Raw genomic sequence first — 16783 nt, forward strand, 5'->3', positions numbered from 1 at the left:
TAAATTTACATTTCATATAAAAATAAATTTTAGATATATTAACCACCTTCACTGCTTATTATACTAAAAGTAATGTGTTGGTGTCAATTATATGAATACCGAATTATAAAAAAAGAAAAATGCTCCTGCAATTATGTTATTTTACCTGTCTGCAGGAGCAATCAAAAATCTATTTACGGGAAAATATTTTCCCCAGTTCTTCCAGTATGTTGCCATTTCCGCTTATTTCTATATTCCCTATTTTTTCCACTATCTTTTCTATATATTCCATTTCTTTCAGTCTGTATAAAGTTTTATTTTCCTCCATTACCTTTGCAGTATTAAGAAGACTTCTTGTAGATGCTGTTTCTTCCCTTCTTTTTATGGTATTTGCCAATGCACTTTTTTCTGCTATAAGAACTGTATTCAGAATTTCCTTTATATCTCCCGGAAGAATTATATCCTTTATTCCTGCTTCCAAAAATTCTACGCCGTATTTTTCTTCTTCTTTTTTTATTCTTTCCAGAACAAATTCTGCTATCTCGTTTTTACTTTCCAAAAGCTGCTCCAGATTCTGCATTCCTACATATTCCCTTAATACTATCTGCAAAAGTATATAAATCTGATTTTCCAGATTATTTATCTTTTTATAATTTTTCAAAGGGTCTGTAACTCTATATTGGGTAACAAAATTCAGTCTTAATGTTATCTTGTCTTTTGTAAGAATTTCCTGCCCCTGTAAATCTGTTTGTTTCAAACGCAAATCTACATTTATCAGTTCTTTTTTGTCAGTACCATTCCAAAAATAATAAATTCCCGGTGTCAGAGTCTTTTCATACTGGCTGTTCTTTATCAAAAGCCCTGCTTCATAATCCTTTATATCAAATTTAGAATATGTACCTGTTAATTTTTCCAGTATGTTATGATATTTCTTGTCAATCTCGCCGTCCATATTCATATCTATAATATCAAATTCATTTTTTTCCAGTTTATTCCAGAACAGATATTCCCCTGTGAGGTATTTCCCTTTATAAATACCGTTTTGTGACCATATCAAAAGCTCTTTTTCCTTTACCTTTTTTATATCAAAACTATCTATAAGTTCTGGATTTTTATCAAACATCTTTTTCATTGTATTATTATATACAATAGGTGTTCTCAGATCAAATTTTGTAAAGCTGTTTCTGTAATATTTTTTTGATACCGCATACTCCCCTTCAAAAAATACATCATCAAATACACCGTTTTTGTAATAAAGTACCATATTATAGTCCTCTACTTCTACAGTATCGAAAGATGAATTCAAAGTCCACTGAGAAAATACATTTTTTAATTTGGTATCTATTTTAAACAGCTGTGTTAAGTCCAGTTTTCTAAAACTGTTCTCGCCGAGTACTTTCCAGAATGCATATTTTCCCTGATAGTATGCCCCGGAAAATTTATTATCCCTGTAATATAAAAGAAGCTCGTGTTCATCTACTTCTATTACATCCAGTTCTTCTTTCAGCTTTTCATTTTTTAATAAAATATCAAGTTTTTTTTCTGATTTCAGCTGTCCCTCACATTCATGCACATCAAAAATTTTATTAAAAAAACCAAAATTATTATAAGTTCCTTCTTTTAGATAATCTACAAGTTTTCCCTCTTTAAAAACCAAGGCTCTCTGTCCTTCATTTATTACATACTTCATAATTCCTCCTTTTTTTCAGGCATTGTCGGGAAAATTCCCACTCTGCCGCATAAATGGAATCCGGCTTAAGTCTTACTTGTCTTTATATGTAAAAAAACAGTATTATTATAAAAGATTTATATCAGGTACCTATAAATAATATTATAAAATACGGATAATTTAGATAAAAAGATCTGTAACACGGTATCTGCCGGCTTGCAAAATTTTTGCAGCAGCATAAATGCAGTGCATTTATACGGGATTTTTCCCTGAATACCTATTTTCTTTCTTTTTTACATATCCAATGTGACAGATTGGCTGTTTTTCGCACTTTTGATCCCGAGTCAAACGCGTATTTGAAGTTGGATGCTCTTGCCGACGAGCTATCGGAATGCCCCGCATTCCGTATTGGATTTGAACCAAACCTTCCAATTCTATGGTGGAATAAATTAGATTCGAACTAATAATGCCAGAACTTTTCTTATTACTTTAGATACTTTAGAATAGTATTCCAAGCACGGGATCATAAAAAAATATGATCCTCGCATAATAATACTTTGTTCGTTTACTGGTGTTTTCCCATTAAACTATTATCCCATATTCCTAAAGGATATCATTTTATTATTGGATTGTAAATAATTTTTAAAATAAATCAAATAATTTTATTTGCTTTTTTTATATTTTCAGAAAGTTTTCAGTTTTTTAATATCTAATTTATGGTATAATTAGTTATAATAAAAAAACTTTTGGAGGTTTGTTTTGAAAAAAGCCGTGATTCTTCTTATGTTTATTTCATTTTTTGTATATTCAAAAGAAAATTTCGTAAAAATTGGTTTAGGTGGTTTTTTTAGAAAAGATATATATAATTTTGAGGATAAATATCAGTTTTACCCTGTTCCTGCAGTGGCCCTGCAATATGAAAGTTTTTATTTTATAGCTCCTTTGGAAGCAGGATATCATTTTTATCAGAATGAAGATTTAAGACTTACTGTTTATGGAAGATATAATTTATTTACAGGTTATGATTCTGATGATTTCAAAGATCCTCTCAAGAATATGGATGACAGAAAAGACGATCTTCATGTAGGTTTAAGAGGAAGATTTTTTCTGGGTCCTACGAAACTTACATTTACCGGCTTTATCTCGGCAGATGTTCTGAGCGAGAGCAACGGAACCCTTGCAGGTCTTGAAGTAGCACAGCCTGTTCCGCTTGGAAAGAAAACTCTCATGGCTCCTTTTATAAATATGCAGTATCTCAGCCAAAATTACACTGACTATTATTTCGGAATAACAGACAGTGAATCAGCAAAACTAATAAATACAGACCCTTATACACCCGGCAGCTCTTATAAAATAGCTACAGGTATAAAAGGATACTCTAATATCACAGATAATATAGAATTGGTATTTTCAGGAGAATATAATCAATATTCCAGTGAAGTATCAGACAGTCTGCTTACCAGAGGCAGCAGCAACTTTTCCCTTCTGTTCGGTCTGAACTATAAATTTGGTTTTTAATTAATCATAAGTAAAACATAAAAATAAAAATTTTATAAATAAAATGAGGGTTTCCTTATGGAAAATACCCTCATTTTTTATTTTTAAAATTTTTCAATTATTTTATCTAGCTAAAGACGTGATAAACTCTCTCTTCCTTTATTTCAGTTTCTCCTCCGTGTCCCGGATAAACCACTATATCACCGTCCAGCTTTAATATTTTACTTATAGATTCTCTTAATGCCGAAAGGCTTCCTGTGGGGAAATCTGTTCTCCCGTATGTCATTTTGAAAATAGTATCTCCGGAAAATAAGAATTTCTCCTCTCTGTTCAGATAACATACACCGCCTTGAGAATGCCCCGGAGTGGCAATAACTTCAAGCCCGCATACCTTATCTCCTTCATTGACACCTATTACTTCTACATTTTTGGAAAGCTTAAAATCAAGATCATACCATAAAGATAACGATAATGTAGAATCATATAAGAATTCTATATCTTTTTCCCCTATATAAACAGGTACTTTTTTATAATCAATTATATCAGGAATCCCTATTATATGATCGTAATGCCCGTGTGTAAGCAGTATTCCGGTCAGATTAAGGTCATTTTCTTTCATATATGAAATTATTTTCTTCATTTTCAGGCTTCCCGGATCTATCATACAGCAGTTTTTATCTTCGTCGATAACTAAATAAGTATTTCCCTGTGTATCCATATTTACAAAAAGTTTAATTTCCACTATCATCACTCTCTTTCTTGCCGATATATATATCCATTTGAGGAAATGGAATTTCTATATTATGTTCATCAAATTTTATTTTTATTCCTTCATTTAAGTCATATTTTACAGTACCATAGTCTTCATTCTTTACATATACATATACAACAAAATTTAATGCAGAATCACCCATTTCACCCAGTCTCGCAACAGGCTCAGGACTTTTCAGAATCTTGGGATGACCGGCTATAATTTCATCCAGAATTTTTTTTACCTGACGTATATCGCTTTTATATCCTACTCCATATGTCAGATCAAGTCTTCTTACTTTATTTTTTGATAAATTTCTTATTACATTATTTGTAATTATCCCGTTAGGAATAATTACCAATTCATTCTGAAAATTTTTCATTCTTGTATAAAATAATTCTATCGCTACTATTTCACCGATATATTTTCCGTATTCCACCACATGTCCCACTTTAAAAGGCTTAAATACAAGAATCATCAGTCCGCCGCAAAAATTCCCGAGCGTTTCCTTAAAGGCGAATCCCAGAACAATACCGAGAGCTCCCAGCAATGTTGTTATTGATGAAAGATCTATACCTAATATATCTATAATTATATAAAATAAAATCACATAATATATAAGCGAGTAAACCGATTTTATAAAACTTGATATACTTCTCTCCATATGGGTTCTTTCCAAAAATCTGTTAACTGCTTTATCAATATAGCTTTTCCCGTATCTTCCCACATAATATACAGTCAGTGCTATTATTATATTCAAACCGTGTTTTTCAAATATTGCCAAAAGATTATCCAGTGTGAGTTGCTTAATATCAAATTTCATACTCTGCTCTCCTTTTTATTCTAAACATTAAATCTGAAATACATCACATCTCCGTCATTTACTATGTATTCCTTACCTTCCAGTCTCATTGTTCCTTTTTCCTTTGACCCCTGCCAACCGTTATTCTCTATAAATTTATCATATGCCACTACTTCTGCCCTGATAAATCCTCTTTGTATATCTGTATGGATCTCCCCGGCGGAATTTTGTGCATTAGTTCCCTGTCTTACCGTCCATGCTCTTACTTCTTTCTCGCCTGCGGTAAAATATGTAATTAATCCCAAAAGCTTAAACCCTGCTCTGATAAGTCTGTTCAGACTTGGTTCTGTTATCCCCAGCTCATCTATAAATTCCTGTCTTTCTTCCTCATCCTCTATTTCTATAAGCTCTGCCTCCACTTTTGCGGAAAAAACGACTACTTCGCTGTCATACTGTTTTGCAAATTCTCTTACTATTTCCACATATTCATTTGTTCCTTTTGCCAGATCTTCTTCAGATACGTTGGCAGCAAACATCATAGGCTTTTTTGTAAGCAGCTGGTATGTCTTCAGAAGTTCTTCTTCGATTTCGCTGAATTCAAAATTTTTCAACAGTCTGAATTCTTCCAGTTCTTTTTTGCATTTTTCCAAAACAGTCAGCAGTGTTTTGGCTTCGTTATTACCGCCTCTTGCCAGCTTTGTATTTTTCTGCATGGCTCTTTCCACTGTATCCAAATCTGCAAAAATAAGCTCTGCATTAATAGTTTCTATATCTCTTATAGGATCTACCGACCCTTCCACATGCACAATATTAGGATCATCAAAACATCTTACTACCTGACATATTGCAGCTGTATTTCTTATGTTTGTCAAAAACTGGTTTCCCAGTCCTTCCCCTTTTGAAGCTCCTTTTACAAGCCCTGCTATATCTATAAACTCTACTGTTGCCCCTAGAGTTCTCTGAGGATTTATTATCTTTGCCAGCTCTTCCAGTCTGCTGTCAGGCACGCTTACCATACCTATATTGGGTTCTATTGTTGCAAAGGGATAATTTGCCGCTTCAGCATTCTGTGTTTTCGTAATTGCATTAAATAAAGTAGACTTTCCTACATTTGGAAGTCCTACTATTCCTATTCCTATCATTTTCTTTATTCTCCTTCTGGTATTTAGTTTTCTATAGATACTGGCGGGACCTGTATCTTAATTTAATTGATTTTATTATCGCTTTTTACTTCAAGAATCTAATATATTATTTAGTTTCTCTAATATCTTTACTAACTGCCATTTTTCTTTGTCAGTAGCCTTAAATAAATACATAAGATCATAGACAGGCAGTATTCTTATTCCTCCCGCATAAGGAAATTCTTTCCCCACAATATCTCTCATATCGTTAAAATCCTCTTTTATAAACTGTCTTGTTACCAATTCTCCTACTGTTACTATAATTTTTGGATTTACAAGTGCTATCTGCGTAAGCAGGTATTCCTCACATGCTTTTATTATCCTCTTTTCGGCAAGCTCTCCCTTGGCAGTACATTTAAAAAGATTCGTCATATATACCTTATCGGTATCAAATTTTGAAAACTCCAAAAACTTTAGAAAATACTCTCCTTTTTTATCTATAAGGAGTATTCCTCTGTTATCTTCCTGTTCGCTTATCTGATCCAGTACAAACATTACCTTGCTTGTTTTGTCCCCTTTTCCCAGTATGGGATTGCTTCTCACTTTTTCAAGAGGACATTTATGGCATATATTTATCTCCATTTCCAGTTCATCCCAAATATTCATTATAATACCTCATATATCAGCGTTGCTTTCTCTGTAACTACTTCCAGCTCCACATTGATTTTTTCCCTGTCCAAAAGTTCTTTTACTGTGTTATAAGCCAGCTCCGGAGTATTATTATCCCCGCTTATATGAAGCAGGTATACTTTTTTCAGTCTGCTTGTTGCCACTTCCATGATTAATTTAGCGGCCTCCCCGTTTGATAAATGACCGTTTTTACTCTTTACCCTGTTTTTCAGATTCCAGTGATACGGTCCGTTCATCAGCATATTCAGGTCATAATTACTCTCAAGCACTATAACATCACTATTTTTAAAATTTTCCTTTACTACTTTGTCAGCAAATCCTATATCACTGGCATAAGTAAGTTTTTTACTGTTGTATTCAAACGAAAAACCCAGACATCTTTCCGCATCATGCATTACATCAAAGCTCTTTACGAAGCATTCCCCGAATATCAGATCCTGCTCTATAAAATTAAGGTTTTTATCTTCTATTTTCCCTATCTTTTCTTTGATCGAATAATAACTCTGTCTGGAAATATATATCGGCAGATCGTGTTTTCTGCTGAGTACTCCCAGTCCCTGAATATGATCGCTGTGTTCGTGTGTTATTAGTATACCGTTTATATCGCTTATATTTTTATTTATTGACTCCAGCTTTTCTATTGTTTTTTTCCCGCTGAAACCCGCATCAATCAAAAATCTCTTGTTTCCCATCTCTATAAAACTGGAATTGCCGCTGCTGCTGCTTCCTAATACTGAAAATTTCATTCTATTCCTCACAAAAAAAATAATTTATATTCATTATATCATAATTTTGATTATCAATCCATTTTGAATTTTATTTAGATAATTAAATATTTTATATTGCTTTTTTTTAGTTTGTATTTTAAAAAATAAAAATAAATTCTTGATATTAAAATCGGGACCGGCTCTTTTGCTTTTATAATTAATAAACTTAAGATTCTGGGATTAACGGTTGTTAACTGCTGTAAACACTGCTTATATAGAGGCCCTGTCTATTTAATTAAACATACCTCTATAAAATTTCATTGATTTTTCTGCTCTTACAGCTGATTTTATAAGGAGTTTCTAATACATTATTTGTAAAATGATGTTATAATGTCTTAAGTTAAATTGTTCAAAAATAAAATTACCAGAAAGGAAGAAATGATGTTTGAGTATAATAAACTAGATGAAATGCTGAAAAACGCGAGTTTAAACTACAATACTCGTCCTGTTGAAAAATTTGAAAACTATTCTCCTTCTGAAATGTCAAATATTCTTAACCATAGTTTTGAAGATGACAGTATAATTAATTTTAGGAATGATTTTTCCAGACTCTCATTTAAGGATATACCATTTTTTAATTCTATAAAGTATTTTCTTAGTATAATAAACCGAGAAGGAGAAATAAAATTAACAGCTGCGGGAAATTTTCCCCCGAAATACATAAAAGAGCTTTACAGTAAAAGCTTTATTGATGATGCATCACTGGAAAATAAAAGTGTAAAAGCATTAAACGAAATGGACATTCCCTACATACATCTTACCAAAGTAATATGTTATGTAGCCAAGCTTGTCAAAACACACAAAGGAGCCATTTCACTCACGAGGCTCGGAAAAAATATGCTTAATCAGGATTTTGACCTGCTGAAATTAATTTACACAAGCTTTTATCAAAGCTACAATCTTGCATATATGGATGATTATCCCGATTTTGATTTTTCACAGGTCTTCCCTTTTTTTGTACTTCTCATAGGAAAATACGGTGATATTCCCAGAAGTCTTGATTTTTATTACAGTAAGATGATAAATGCTTTTCCTGCTTTAAATGTACCGCTGGATTTGGAAGAATTCGCAGATATCGATATGGATGCGGACATAGACTTCAATGAAATTTGTAAAAGTGCTTTTGAATTTCGTATTATTGAGAACTTTCTTGTTCTTTTCAATGTTGTAGATTATAATCAAAATTCAAAAATAATAAAAAAATCAAATATTTTCAACGAATTATTTTTAATTCTTCCAAATAATACTTTATTGAAAATTAACTCTGAAAAAATCATGTAATTATATAATATCAGAACAGCCGTATAAAAGGCTGTTCTGTTTTTTTATTTCCCTATACTCCGAAACACTGTTTAATGGATGGTTTTGAATATATTTTTTCCAAAAAAATACACCTTAACTTCTTTATCAAAAAAGTCTACAGGTGTATTTTTATATGTGTTTTATTCTGTTATAGTTGCTTCTTTCATTACATCATCAGGTATTTTTATCCCAAGAAGCTCCATATTCTTTTTATTTACTGAAATCTTAGGCTTCTGAACTACTTCTATTGTAATATCTTTAGGAGTCTTCTCGCCCTTTAGTATAGCTGCAGCCATCTCCCCAGCTCTATAGCCTATATCATAATCTGTAGTTCCCTGTGATATTAATGCTCCTCTGTCTGTATACACAGCATTAGCGCCAAAGATAGGTATTTTAAGGGCATTCATTTTTTCCAGTAAAGCCGGAAAGCTGCTTGAAAGAGTATTATCCTGTATTGCAAAGAATACATCTATATCTCTGCTTAGTTTTTCAAGTGCAGACATAAATTCCGGTGCTGAAGTAACTCCCTCAGCAAGTATTTCTATTCCTAATCTTTTTCCTGCCTGTTCTGCTATCTCTACCTGAAATACAGAATTCTGTTCAGAAGTATTATATATAATCCCTACTTTTTTCACATTAGGAAACACTTTTTTCAGCAGCTCAAGATTTTTTTCTATTTCGGGTACACCGCTTGTTCCTGTTACATTTGCCTTATCTGTAAGCCCTGCTCCTTCCGGATCAGATACAGATGCAAATACTACGGGAATTGTGTCTGTAGATGATGCTGCTGCCTGTGCCGACGGTGTTGCTATTGCGAAAATAAGATCTTTTTTGTCTTCTGCAAACTGCTTTGCTATAAGCTGCTGTGTAGGTATCTCTCCATTAGCTACTTTATCATCTATTTCCGTTTCGAGTCCTGCATCCTTCAGTGCATCTATGAATCCCATTTTGGAATCATTTAATGCCGGGTGATCCACTATTTGTGTCACGCCTATTTTATACACTTTCTTTTGTTCTGTCTGTGTTTCTGTTTTCGGCTCTTCTGTTTTTTGTTCCTCTTTACTTCCGCAGGCCGTAAATAGTAGCAGCCCCGCAAACATCATTATTATACTTAAAATATTTTTTTTCATAATTATCAGCTCCTGTTATTTTCTATAGATATTAAATCCTGTTCCCTGCTGATTAGCCATTATTGTCACATCTGTTATCTGCACCCTTTTAGGCTGGTTCGCCACATAAAGGACTACATCGGCTATATCCTCAGGCTGTAATGCCTCTATCCCTTTATAAACTCCTTCTGCCCTTTCACTGTCACCGTGAAATCTTACTTCGCTAAAATCTGTCTGTACTATTCCCGGCTGTATTGTTGTTATTTTTATGTCTTTATCTATTATGTCTATTCTTATTCCGTCACTCAGTGTTTTCACTGCTGCTTTGCTTGCACAGTATACCGCTGCTTTTTCATATGCATAAATACCTGCTGTGGAACCCATATTTATAATATGTCCCGAATTTTCCCCGGCCATCTGTTCTATAACTTTTCTTGTTACATAAATGAGACCCTTCAGATTGGTATTTATCATTTTCTCTATGTCTTCAATGCTGCTGTCCTGAAACTTGTCCAGTCCGCTTGCGAGTCCGGCATTATTCACAAGAATGTCTATTTTTATATCTTTATCTTCCAGATCCTTTACTACGCTGCTAACATCTTCGTAGTTTGTAACATCCAGCTCATATATGTGTACATGGCTGCGCCACTTGTTCTTTATATCCTGTGCAATCTCATTGAGATTTTCTTTTCTTCTTGCACATAGTATCAGATTATCCCCGTATTCAGCGAATTTATAAGCTGTAGCCTTCCCTATACCGGAACTTGCACCTGTTATAAACACATTTCTTGCTTTCATGTCAGCCTCCTTTAATTTATTATCCTAAAAACTTTCCGTTTTTTATAAAATGCTCTATCTTTTTTATGACTTCATCAGAATACATAATCATCGTGTGTCCTTTTTCCAGCTCTATAAATGATTTTTGTCCTTTGACCTTGGTAGAATCAACAGCTACTATTCCGTCGTTTTTCTTTCCCTTAAAATACTTATCCAGAAAAAAATAATAGTTTCTTCCGCCGGCTATTATACCGCATTCAAAGTTTATCTCCCCGAGTCTGTTTACAAAGCTGTTTCTGCTCCTCATTATCTGTGCACATGCAGGACCGTGTATCTTATAAAATTTATTTGCCAGCTCGCTTCCTTTATTCGGCGGGGCTAACATTACCACACGTCCGGGATTTTTTATTTCATGGGTCTTAAACAGGTATCTTACCAGTATTCCTCCCATTGAATGTGTTACAAAATTTATTTTCTGCCCCTTATCATTAAGCTCGTTTACTATCTCCGTCAGATATTTTTCTACAAGTATTTCAATGGGATATTTTAATGAATTATATCCAATATTATATACATCATATTCTTCTTTAAAATGTTTTTCTATTTTGTTCATTGAAGTTTTTCTTCTTCCTAATCCGTGAAGCAAGACTATAGCTTCTTTCATTCCGATTACCTCCCTACAGTGTCCGAAAGAATAAAAAAAGCCCCTACAGGCTTATGATATATCTATAAAATAATTTTATACATAAAATAAAAAAAAGTAAAACAAATAAACCTAATATGAAAAATATTCAATTTTTTAAGGTAAAATTTGCCAACTCCAACTTTTCATTTTATTTCCTCCAATATCTTTATATTATCTAGTATAACATTTTTTGAGATAAACTCAAATATATTTTCACTATATGATCTATATATTAAATATATTCATAATTCATTTTTTCCTGATTTTTATTAATATTAATAAGCATCAAGTATATAATATGATCAGAAAATTGTGAAATATTTATATTAATCCGCTAAAAAAGCCGTTATTATTGTTCACGGCGGCTTTTATTATAAATAAATTATATCATCTGGTCCTGAATTTTTCAGCAGAGCAGCTATTCCTTCTATAAAACCAATTATTCCCGGTATGTAAGTCCAGCAAAATAATATGCACAGTACACCCTGTACAGGTTTTCCCGCATAAAATTTATGTATTCCCAGCCATCCCAAAAAAATAGCAAGCAAAGCGTACACTACTTTATGTACCGGTTTTTTCCCGTAATTTCTTTCTGTTCTTTCTATTCTTTCTCTTGCCATATCTCTGTCTCTTTTTTCTTCAAATACACTAAAGTCATCATCATATCTTCCCATGTATATTTTCTCCTTCTATAAAAAATTTATTTTAACAATCCCTTACTTTATCACAATCAAGCACAATAATTTTTTTTATTTTTTTCTCCTGATGTTTTTATATAATTCTATCATATTTATTTCTTAATTTAAAATTTTTTCTGTATAAAAAAATCGTCTACTGCATTTATTGTATCCCAAAGCAGGAACTAAATCCTGAAATTTTGTTACTATATGTTTTCATAACTATTATATCATATTTTTTTAAAAGTAAATCCTTCAAATTTTTCTTAAAACATATTTATATCAATTTTTTTAATTTAGATATTTTTTCCTCAAATGTTATTTTTCCTAAATTATCTGCTAACAATATTTTATCATCTCTAATTAAAAATTTATTCTTCAAAAAATATGAATTTGAAATCCAGCTTGGTTTATCTGTCAATATATCCCTTCTGTATATTATTGTTGTTTTATCTGATACAATAAATTCCGCATAAAATTTATCCATTGTCACTTCACATATAATCTCACAGGTTAGAGCTGTTCCCTTTATTCTTTTTCTTCTCCATGTCCATTTGTTTTCATATCCGTTTCTTCTAAATTCTTCCAGTGATTTCAAAAGAAAATCAAGTGGAAGCTTATGCTTGGAAATACATATGTTAATACCGTATGACAGCATTTGAATAAATAATTCATTCAGAGAATCTAAGGGTCTTGTACTGTATTCATTCAGATCAAACGGAACATCGACTGACAGCACATTACAAGAATTGACAAAACCTTCGTTAAAAGGTTTTTCCTTACCAATAAAACAAATTCTGTTAAAATTATCTGATATAATTTTTTTAGTTTTTATTTCCCTTATTAAATATAAGCATATGCTCCAGCTTTGCATTTTGAAGCTCGTTACCACGGTGCTGTCATAATCAACAGGCTCCGGATATACAAAAATATCTTTAAAAATCATAACTTTTTACCATCCTGTGTAAACTCCCATATAATTTTACTTAATTATATATATTTTTTTTATCTTTTTCAAGACTAAATTCCCTGTTCTGACAGGAAAGAATATCTGAAAATTAAACTTATAAAAAAATGAGCCTTATAAAAGCTCATTTTACATCTATGCTCTTTCAGAGTATACACTAACTCTTTTTTTATTTTTTCCGAATTTCTCGAATTTCACATATCCGTCAGTCAGAGCGAATAATGTGTAGTCTCTTCCAAGACCCATGTTTGTCCCTGCGTGAAATTTAGTACCTCTTTGTCTTACTATTATATTTCCGGCTTTTACTAGTTCACCATCAGTTCTCTTTACACCTAAATATTTAGGATTACTGTCTCTACCGTTTTTAGTAGATCCTTGACCTTTCTTAGATGCGAATAACTGTAAATTTAATTTTAATAACATTAGGACTCCTCCTTCTCTATTAATTTTACTTTATCGGAATACTCTTTGGATATTCCTTCCAGCATTTTATACATAGATTCTAACAATATATTCAGTTCAGCTTCGTTTCCCTTTAAATCAATATTTGCAAAATTACAGTCTATCAATCCTTCACTATATTTATAGTCCGGTTCTAATTTTAATAATTCCAATATACCATTTAAAGTCTGTGTAGCAGATGTCGTCACTGCTGAACAAACTATATCCTCACCGTACTCCCCGTAATTTGCGTGGCCCTTTACGATAAATCTTATAATTTTCCCGTTTTTCCGGTAAATGTTTATTTTAATCATGATTAAACAGTAATAGATTTTATTTCAATTCTAGTAAACTGCTGTCTATGACCTTTTTTTCTGTAGTAAGTTTTTTTGTTATACTTGAAGTTGATCTTTTTATCACCTTTACCGTGTGCCTTTACTGTAGCGACTACTTTAGCTGTATTAACTAAAGGCTTTCCTACTTCTACTTTATCACCATCGATAATCATTAATACATCCGTTAATTCTACATCAGAATCAACATCCGCTGCTAATTTCTCAACTTCTAAAACTGTACCTTCCTGAACTTTGTATTGTTTTCCACCTGTCTTAATAACTGCGTACATGTTTTCACCTCCATAATTTCAAATCGCTTAAGATAAGGCATTAGCTGACCTTCTTAAGGCGTATACCAGAATATAGTATCATAAATCCGGCATACTTGTCAATTATTTTATCAAACTAAGGCAATTTGCGTAACAGATTTTGATAATTATTTTTTTATTTTGTCTGATAATATTAAATATTATTTTTTTTCCCAACTGATGTTACTTTGACCTTTTTTATCGTAATCAAGGCATTTTCAAAAAAGTCCCTAAAAGCTTCCGATTCTTCTTTTTGCAAAACCGGCAGCAGATTTTGATTTTTTAATATAAATTCCGGAACCTCAAATTCAAATTCCTTGTTATGTGTAGAAAGCTTATATTTATTATCTTTAGTTATTTTTGCATAAATTACGTCATCCTGCTCCACTTCGCTGATTTCTTCCACTTTTTTAATTTCACTGTCCATTTTCAAAAATACTATATCCTTCGTTCTGTCATTATAAGCTGTTAAATAAGTTCTATACTCCTTTTTAAACAGACTTTTTTTCTTTTGCACAGCATAAACAATCTTATATCTTTCAAAATTTTCCAGATTACTGCTTATTATTTTTTTTATCTTTGCCGTACTTTCGTTACTTTCACGTCTGCTCGGCTTATCCTTCACCATTTTCCTCCAGTTACCTTTCCATACTTCACTATACTTTTTCCTAAAACAGATTATAGTCTGAAATTATTCCGTCTACTCCCATATTTTTATAATATTCTGCTTCTGCTTTTGTATTTACAGTCCATATATTCACGAAATAACCGTGTTTATGACACTCGCTTATTATTTCTTTATCCATAAAATAATAAAGCGAGTTATAACCGTCTGCTTCTGCAGCTTTTATCACGGATACGGGATCTGCCGGTCTTGAAGCGACCAGCACAGCTGTTTTCAGCATTTTATCCCTCTTTTTTATCTCTTTCAGAATTACATGGTCAAAGCTCGAAATAAGAACCTTTTCTTTGAATGAATATCTTTCAAGCAGGTATATAAGTTCTTCAATAATTCCGTTTTTTTGAAATAATTCTTTTATTTCAATATTTAGTTCCATATTTTTATCTTTTATATTTTTTATCACTTCTTTTAATAAAGGAATTTCATCTGTAATTGTCAGCAATTCCTCATATGTGAGTTCTGATATTTTTTTATTACTGTTAAAAAGTCTCTTTAGATCATAATCATGAAACACTATAATTTTCCCGTCTTTCGTCATCTGGATATCTATCTCAGCCATATCAAATCCCAGATTAACGGCTTCTAATATACTTTCCAGAGTATTTTCCGGCTTAATACCTCTTACTCCTCTGTGCCCTATCTTTTTCATAATATCACTCCCGAGATTTACTTTATATCTTATTTTCACAGTACATATCATCTCATGTTGTCCGGTATTGTTTCTTTAATTTAGTATATTTTTAGCAATCTGCTAAACAGAAAGCTCCATTCTTCTGATTTTTCTCATTTCCCAGCTGATCATAGTTACTGAAAGTATAAATGCCAGAAAGTCAGACATAGGCGCTGCTATCCAGATACCTTCAGATCCCATAAATCTTGGAAGAATTAATAAAAACGGTATCAGCAGTATTATCTGTCTTGACATGGACAGTACCATAGAGATCGCTGCTTTTCCTATTGACTGAAAAAAGCTCGATGATATTACCTGAAATCCTACAACTGCAAATCCCAGACAGTATATTCTTATTGCATGTGTACCGATTTCTATAGCCTTCATATCATTTTTGCTTATAAAAAGCCCTAAAAGAACTTCCGGCATTGTTTGAATTACTATAAAAGAAGATACACAAAGCACTGTAGAGACTATCATTGCCAGCTTCAAGGTCTTTTTTACCCTGTCATACTGCCTTGCGCCGTAATTAAAACCTATTATCGGCTGTGCTCCCTGATTTACACCGAATACAGGCATTAATAAGATTATTGTAACTCTGCTTATTACTGCCATTACTCCTATTACAAGATCCGACTCTCCGGAACTGTATGCATAAACTATTTGTTTGCTCAAAATAAACTGAATCAGACTTCCCGCCATCTGCAGCATAAACGGTGCGAATCCTATCGATACTATTGACCATACAATATAAGATGAAAGCTTAAAGTTTTTCAATTTCATTTTCAGCAGACTGCTTTTCCCGAAAAAATACGCCGTAACCCAGATACAGCTCACAGCCTGTGCTATTATAGTTGCCCATGCAGCACCTGCTACACCCATTTTAAACGGAACTATAAATATATAATCAAGTATTATATTTGTAATACCGCCTATAATCATAGTAAACATTGCTATTTTCGGACTTCCGCAGCTTCTTATTACATTATTGAGTCCCAGACCTACTATCTGAAATATTGATCCTATTAACATTATATTGGTAAATTTATTAGCATAAGCCGCTACTTCCGGATTCAGCTCCAGATAGCCCAATATGCCCGTAATCATGACTTTCCCCAAAATGCCCACCAAAGCATATCCTATGATCATCAAAACTACTGCATTTCCAAGATATTTTTCTGCCCTGTTTTTTTTCTTTTGCCCCAAAGATATGGAAATTCTTGCTGCTGCTCCTATACCTACCAACATTCCCACTGCCATAATGGTATTTGTAATAGGAAAAGTTACGCCTACTCCTGCCAGTGCATTGGTTCCGACGAACTGTCCCACGAATATAGTGTCGACCGCTCCGTATAGTGCATTTACGAGCATCCCCACCACTGCAGGTATGGAAAATTTAAATAATAATTTTCCTATACTGTCTTTTTCTAATGATATGCTGTTTTCCATTTTTTCCTCCTTACATTATTGTTTCTTTCAAAAAATAATAGAAGTCCTGTGATACAGACTTCTATATTTTATAATATTAAACTCAAAATTTATTACAAAATATTC

General features: G+C 32.6%; 19 protein-coding genes. 2 read left to right on the forward strand and 17 right to left on the reverse strand.

Annotated elements, in window-relative coordinates; translation table 11 throughout:
* Positions 1–169 precede the first annotated feature (169 nt).
* Positions 170–1669 (reverse strand): slipin family protein, encoded by a 1500-nt coding sequence (locus STERM_RS21335; RefSeq protein WP_012862077.1) that lies wholly within the window; start codon positions 1667–1669, stop codon positions 170–172.
* A 738-nt stretch (positions 1670–2407) separates the two neighbouring features.
* Here STERM_RS21335 and STERM_RS12960 point away from each other — a divergent pair.
* Positions 2408–3166 carry a MipA/OmpV family protein gene (locus STERM_RS12960; RefSeq protein ID WP_012862078.1) on the forward strand — a complete coding sequence of 253 codons (759 nt, stop codon included), beginning with the start codon at positions 2408–2410 and terminating at the stop codon, positions 3164–3166.
* A gap of 106 nt (positions 3167–3272) precedes the next feature.
* Here STERM_RS12960 and STERM_RS12965 read toward each other — a convergent pair whose 3' ends face one another.
* The 5 genes from STERM_RS12965 to STERM_RS12985 form a co-directional block, all read right to left on the reverse strand.
* Positions 3273–3893, reverse strand: a complete 621-nt coding sequence (locus tag STERM_RS12965; RefSeq protein ID WP_012862079.1) for an MBL fold metallo-hydrolase — start codon at positions 3891–3893, stop codon at positions 3273–3275.
* On the reverse strand, positions 3877–4719 hold the full coding sequence (locus STERM_RS12970; protein ID WP_012862080.1) for a mechanosensitive ion channel family protein: 843 nt from the start codon (positions 4717–4719) through the stop codon (positions 3877–3879). The genes STERM_RS12965 and STERM_RS12970 overlap by 17 nt, the downstream gene beginning before the upstream one ends.
* 20 nt (positions 4720–4739) lie before the next feature.
* Positions 4740–5840 (reverse strand): redox-regulated ATPase YchF, encoded by a 1101-nt coding sequence (ychF, locus tag STERM_RS12975; protein WP_012862081.1) that lies wholly within the window; start codon positions 5838–5840, stop codon positions 4740–4742.
* Positions 5841–5930: 90 nt separating this feature from the next.
* On the reverse strand, positions 5931–6485 hold the full coding sequence (locus tag STERM_RS12980) for a uracil-DNA glycosylase (RefSeq protein WP_012862082.1): 555 nt from the start codon (positions 6483–6485) through the stop codon (positions 5931–5933).
* A complete protein-coding gene (locus STERM_RS12985) occupies positions 6485–7255 on the reverse strand; it encodes an MBL fold metallo-hydrolase (RefSeq protein WP_012862083.1) in 771 nt (256 codons plus the stop codon). The genes STERM_RS12980 and STERM_RS12985 overlap by 1 nt, the downstream gene beginning before the upstream one ends.
* Positions 7256–7657: 402 nt before the next feature.
* Between STERM_RS12985 and STERM_RS12990 the strand changes: the two genes are divergently transcribed.
* The gene (locus tag STERM_RS12990) at positions 7658–8557 is read left to right on the forward strand and encodes a hypothetical protein (protein WP_012862084.1); all 900 of its coding nucleotides are present in this window, start codon (positions 7658–7660) and stop codon (positions 8555–8557) included.
* Positions 8558–8718: 161 nt separating this feature from the next.
* On the opposite strand, the gene STERM_RS12995 is transcribed toward STERM_RS12990, so the two are convergent.
* The 11 genes from STERM_RS12995 to STERM_RS13045 form a co-directional block, all read right to left on the reverse strand.
* Entirely contained in the window at positions 8719–9708 is a 990-nt protein-coding gene (locus tag STERM_RS12995) for an ABC transporter substrate-binding protein (RefSeq protein ID WP_012862085.1), read from the reverse strand.
* Positions 9709–9723: 15 nt separating this feature from the next.
* Entirely contained in the window at positions 9724–10485 is a 762-nt protein-coding gene (locus STERM_RS13000) for an SDR family NAD(P)-dependent oxidoreductase (protein ID WP_012862086.1), read from the reverse strand.
* 19 nt (positions 10486–10504) lie between these two features.
* The gene (locus STERM_RS13005; protein ID WP_012862087.1) at positions 10505–11128 is read right to left on the reverse strand and encodes an esterase/lipase family protein; all 624 of its coding nucleotides are present in this window, start codon (positions 11126–11128) and stop codon (positions 10505–10507) included.
* Between the two features lie 392 nt (positions 11129–11520).
* On the reverse strand, positions 11521–11823 hold the full coding sequence (locus STERM_RS13010; RefSeq protein ID WP_012862088.1) for a TM2 domain-containing protein: 303 nt from the start codon (positions 11821–11823) through the stop codon (positions 11521–11523).
* 280 nt (positions 11824–12103) lie between these two features.
* A complete protein-coding gene (locus tag STERM_RS13015) occupies positions 12104–12772 on the reverse strand; it encodes a hypothetical protein (protein WP_012862089.1) in 669 nt (222 codons plus the stop codon).
* Between the two features lie 156 nt (positions 12773–12928).
* Complete coding sequence (gene rpmA, locus STERM_RS13020; protein WP_012862090.1) at positions 12929–13216, reverse strand: 50S ribosomal protein L27; 288 nt, start codon at positions 13214–13216, stop codon at positions 12929–12931.
* A complete protein-coding gene (locus tag STERM_RS13025; RefSeq protein ID WP_012862091.1) occupies positions 13216–13548 on the reverse strand; it encodes a ribosomal-processing cysteine protease Prp in 333 nt (110 codons plus the stop codon). Before STERM_RS13025 ends, rpmA begins: the two co-directional genes overlap by 1 nt.
* 2 nt (positions 13549–13550) lie before the next feature.
* A complete protein-coding gene (gene rplU, locus STERM_RS13030; protein WP_012862092.1) occupies positions 13551–13859 on the reverse strand; it encodes a 50S ribosomal protein L21 in 309 nt (102 codons plus the stop codon).
* Between the two features lie 172 nt (positions 13860–14031).
* Complete coding sequence (locus STERM_RS13035) at positions 14032–14505, reverse strand: hypothetical protein (protein WP_041309997.1); 474 nt, start codon at positions 14503–14505, stop codon at positions 14032–14034.
* A 40-nt stretch (positions 14506–14545) separates the two neighbouring features.
* Entirely contained in the window at positions 14546–15208 is a 663-nt protein-coding gene (locus STERM_RS13040; RefSeq protein ID WP_041310000.1) for a glycerophosphodiester phosphodiesterase, read from the reverse strand.
* Positions 15209–15310: 102 nt separating this feature from the next.
* Complete coding sequence (locus STERM_RS13045; protein ID WP_012862095.1) at positions 15311–16678, reverse strand: MATE family efflux transporter; 1368 nt, start codon at positions 16676–16678, stop codon at positions 15311–15313.
* Positions 16679–16783: the final 105 nt, after the last annotated feature.

Source organism: Sebaldella termitidis ATCC 33386 (assembly GCF_000024405.1).
Classification (GTDB): Bacteria; Fusobacteriota; Fusobacteriia; order Fusobacteriales; family Leptotrichiaceae; genus Sebaldella; species Sebaldella termitidis.

Bases quoted from the DNA above. Each gene is read 5' to 3' on its own strand.
- STERM_RS21335 (WP_012862077.1), bottom strand. From the start codon at position 1,669: ATGAAGTATGTAATAAATGAAGGACAGAGAGCCTTGGTTTTTAAAGAG.
- STERM_RS12965 (WP_012862079.1), bottom strand. From the start codon at position 3,893: ATGATAGTGGAAATTAAACTTTTTGTAAATATGGATACACAGGGAAAT.
- STERM_RS12970 (WP_012862080.1), bottom strand. From the start codon at position 4,719: ATGAAATTTGATATTAAGCAACTCACACTGGATAATCTTTTGGCAATA.
- ychF (WP_012862081.1), bottom strand. From the start codon at position 5,840: ATGATAGGAATAGGAATAGTAGGACTTCCAAATGTAGGAAAGTCTACT.
- STERM_RS12980 (WP_012862082.1), bottom strand. From the start codon at position 6,485: ATGAATATTTGGGATGAACTGGAAATGGAGATAAATATATGCCATAAA.
- STERM_RS12985 (WP_012862083.1), bottom strand. From the start codon at position 7,255: ATGAAATTTTCAGTATTAGGAAGCAGCAGCAGCGGCAATTCCAGTTTT.
- STERM_RS12990 (WP_012862084.1), top strand. From the start codon at position 7,658: ATGTTTGAGTATAATAAACTAGATGAAATGCTGAAAAACGCGAGTTTA.
- STERM_RS12995 (WP_012862085.1), bottom strand. From the start codon at position 9,708: ATGAAAAAAAATATTTTAAGTATAATAATGATGTTTGCGGGGCTGCTA.
- STERM_RS13000 (WP_012862086.1), bottom strand. From the start codon at position 10,485: ATGAAAGCAAGAAATGTGTTTATAACAGGTGCAAGTTCCGGTATAGGG.
- STERM_RS13005 (WP_012862087.1), bottom strand. From the start codon at position 11,128: ATGAAAGAAGCTATAGTCTTGCTTCACGGATTAGGAAGAAGAAAAACT.
- STERM_RS13010 (WP_012862088.1), bottom strand. From the start codon at position 11,823: ATGGGAAGATATGATGATGACTTTAGTGTATTTGAAGAAAAAAGAGAC.
- STERM_RS13015 (WP_012862089.1), bottom strand. From the start codon at position 12,772: ATGATTTTTAAAGATATTTTTGTATATCCGGAGCCTGTTGATTATGAC.
- rpmA (WP_012862090.1), bottom strand. From the start codon at position 13,216: ATGTTATTAAAATTAAATTTACAGTTATTCGCATCTAAGAAAGGTCAA.
- STERM_RS13025 (WP_012862091.1), bottom strand. From the start codon at position 13,548: ATGATTAAAATAAACATTTACCGGAAAAACGGGAAAATTATAAGATTT.
- rplU (WP_012862092.1), bottom strand. From the start codon at position 13,859: ATGTACGCAGTTATTAAGACAGGTGGAAAACAATACAAAGTTCAGGAA.
- STERM_RS13035 (WP_041309997.1), bottom strand. From the start codon at position 14,505: ATGGTGAAGGATAAGCCGAGCAGACGTGAAAGTAACGAAAGTACGGCA.
- STERM_RS13040 (WP_041310000.1), bottom strand. From the start codon at position 15,208: ATGAAAAAGATAGGGCACAGAGGAGTAAGAGGTATTAAGCCGGAAAAT.
- STERM_RS13045 (WP_012862095.1), bottom strand. From the start codon at position 16,678: ATGGAAAACAGCATATCATTAGAAAAAGACAGTATAGGAAAATTATTA.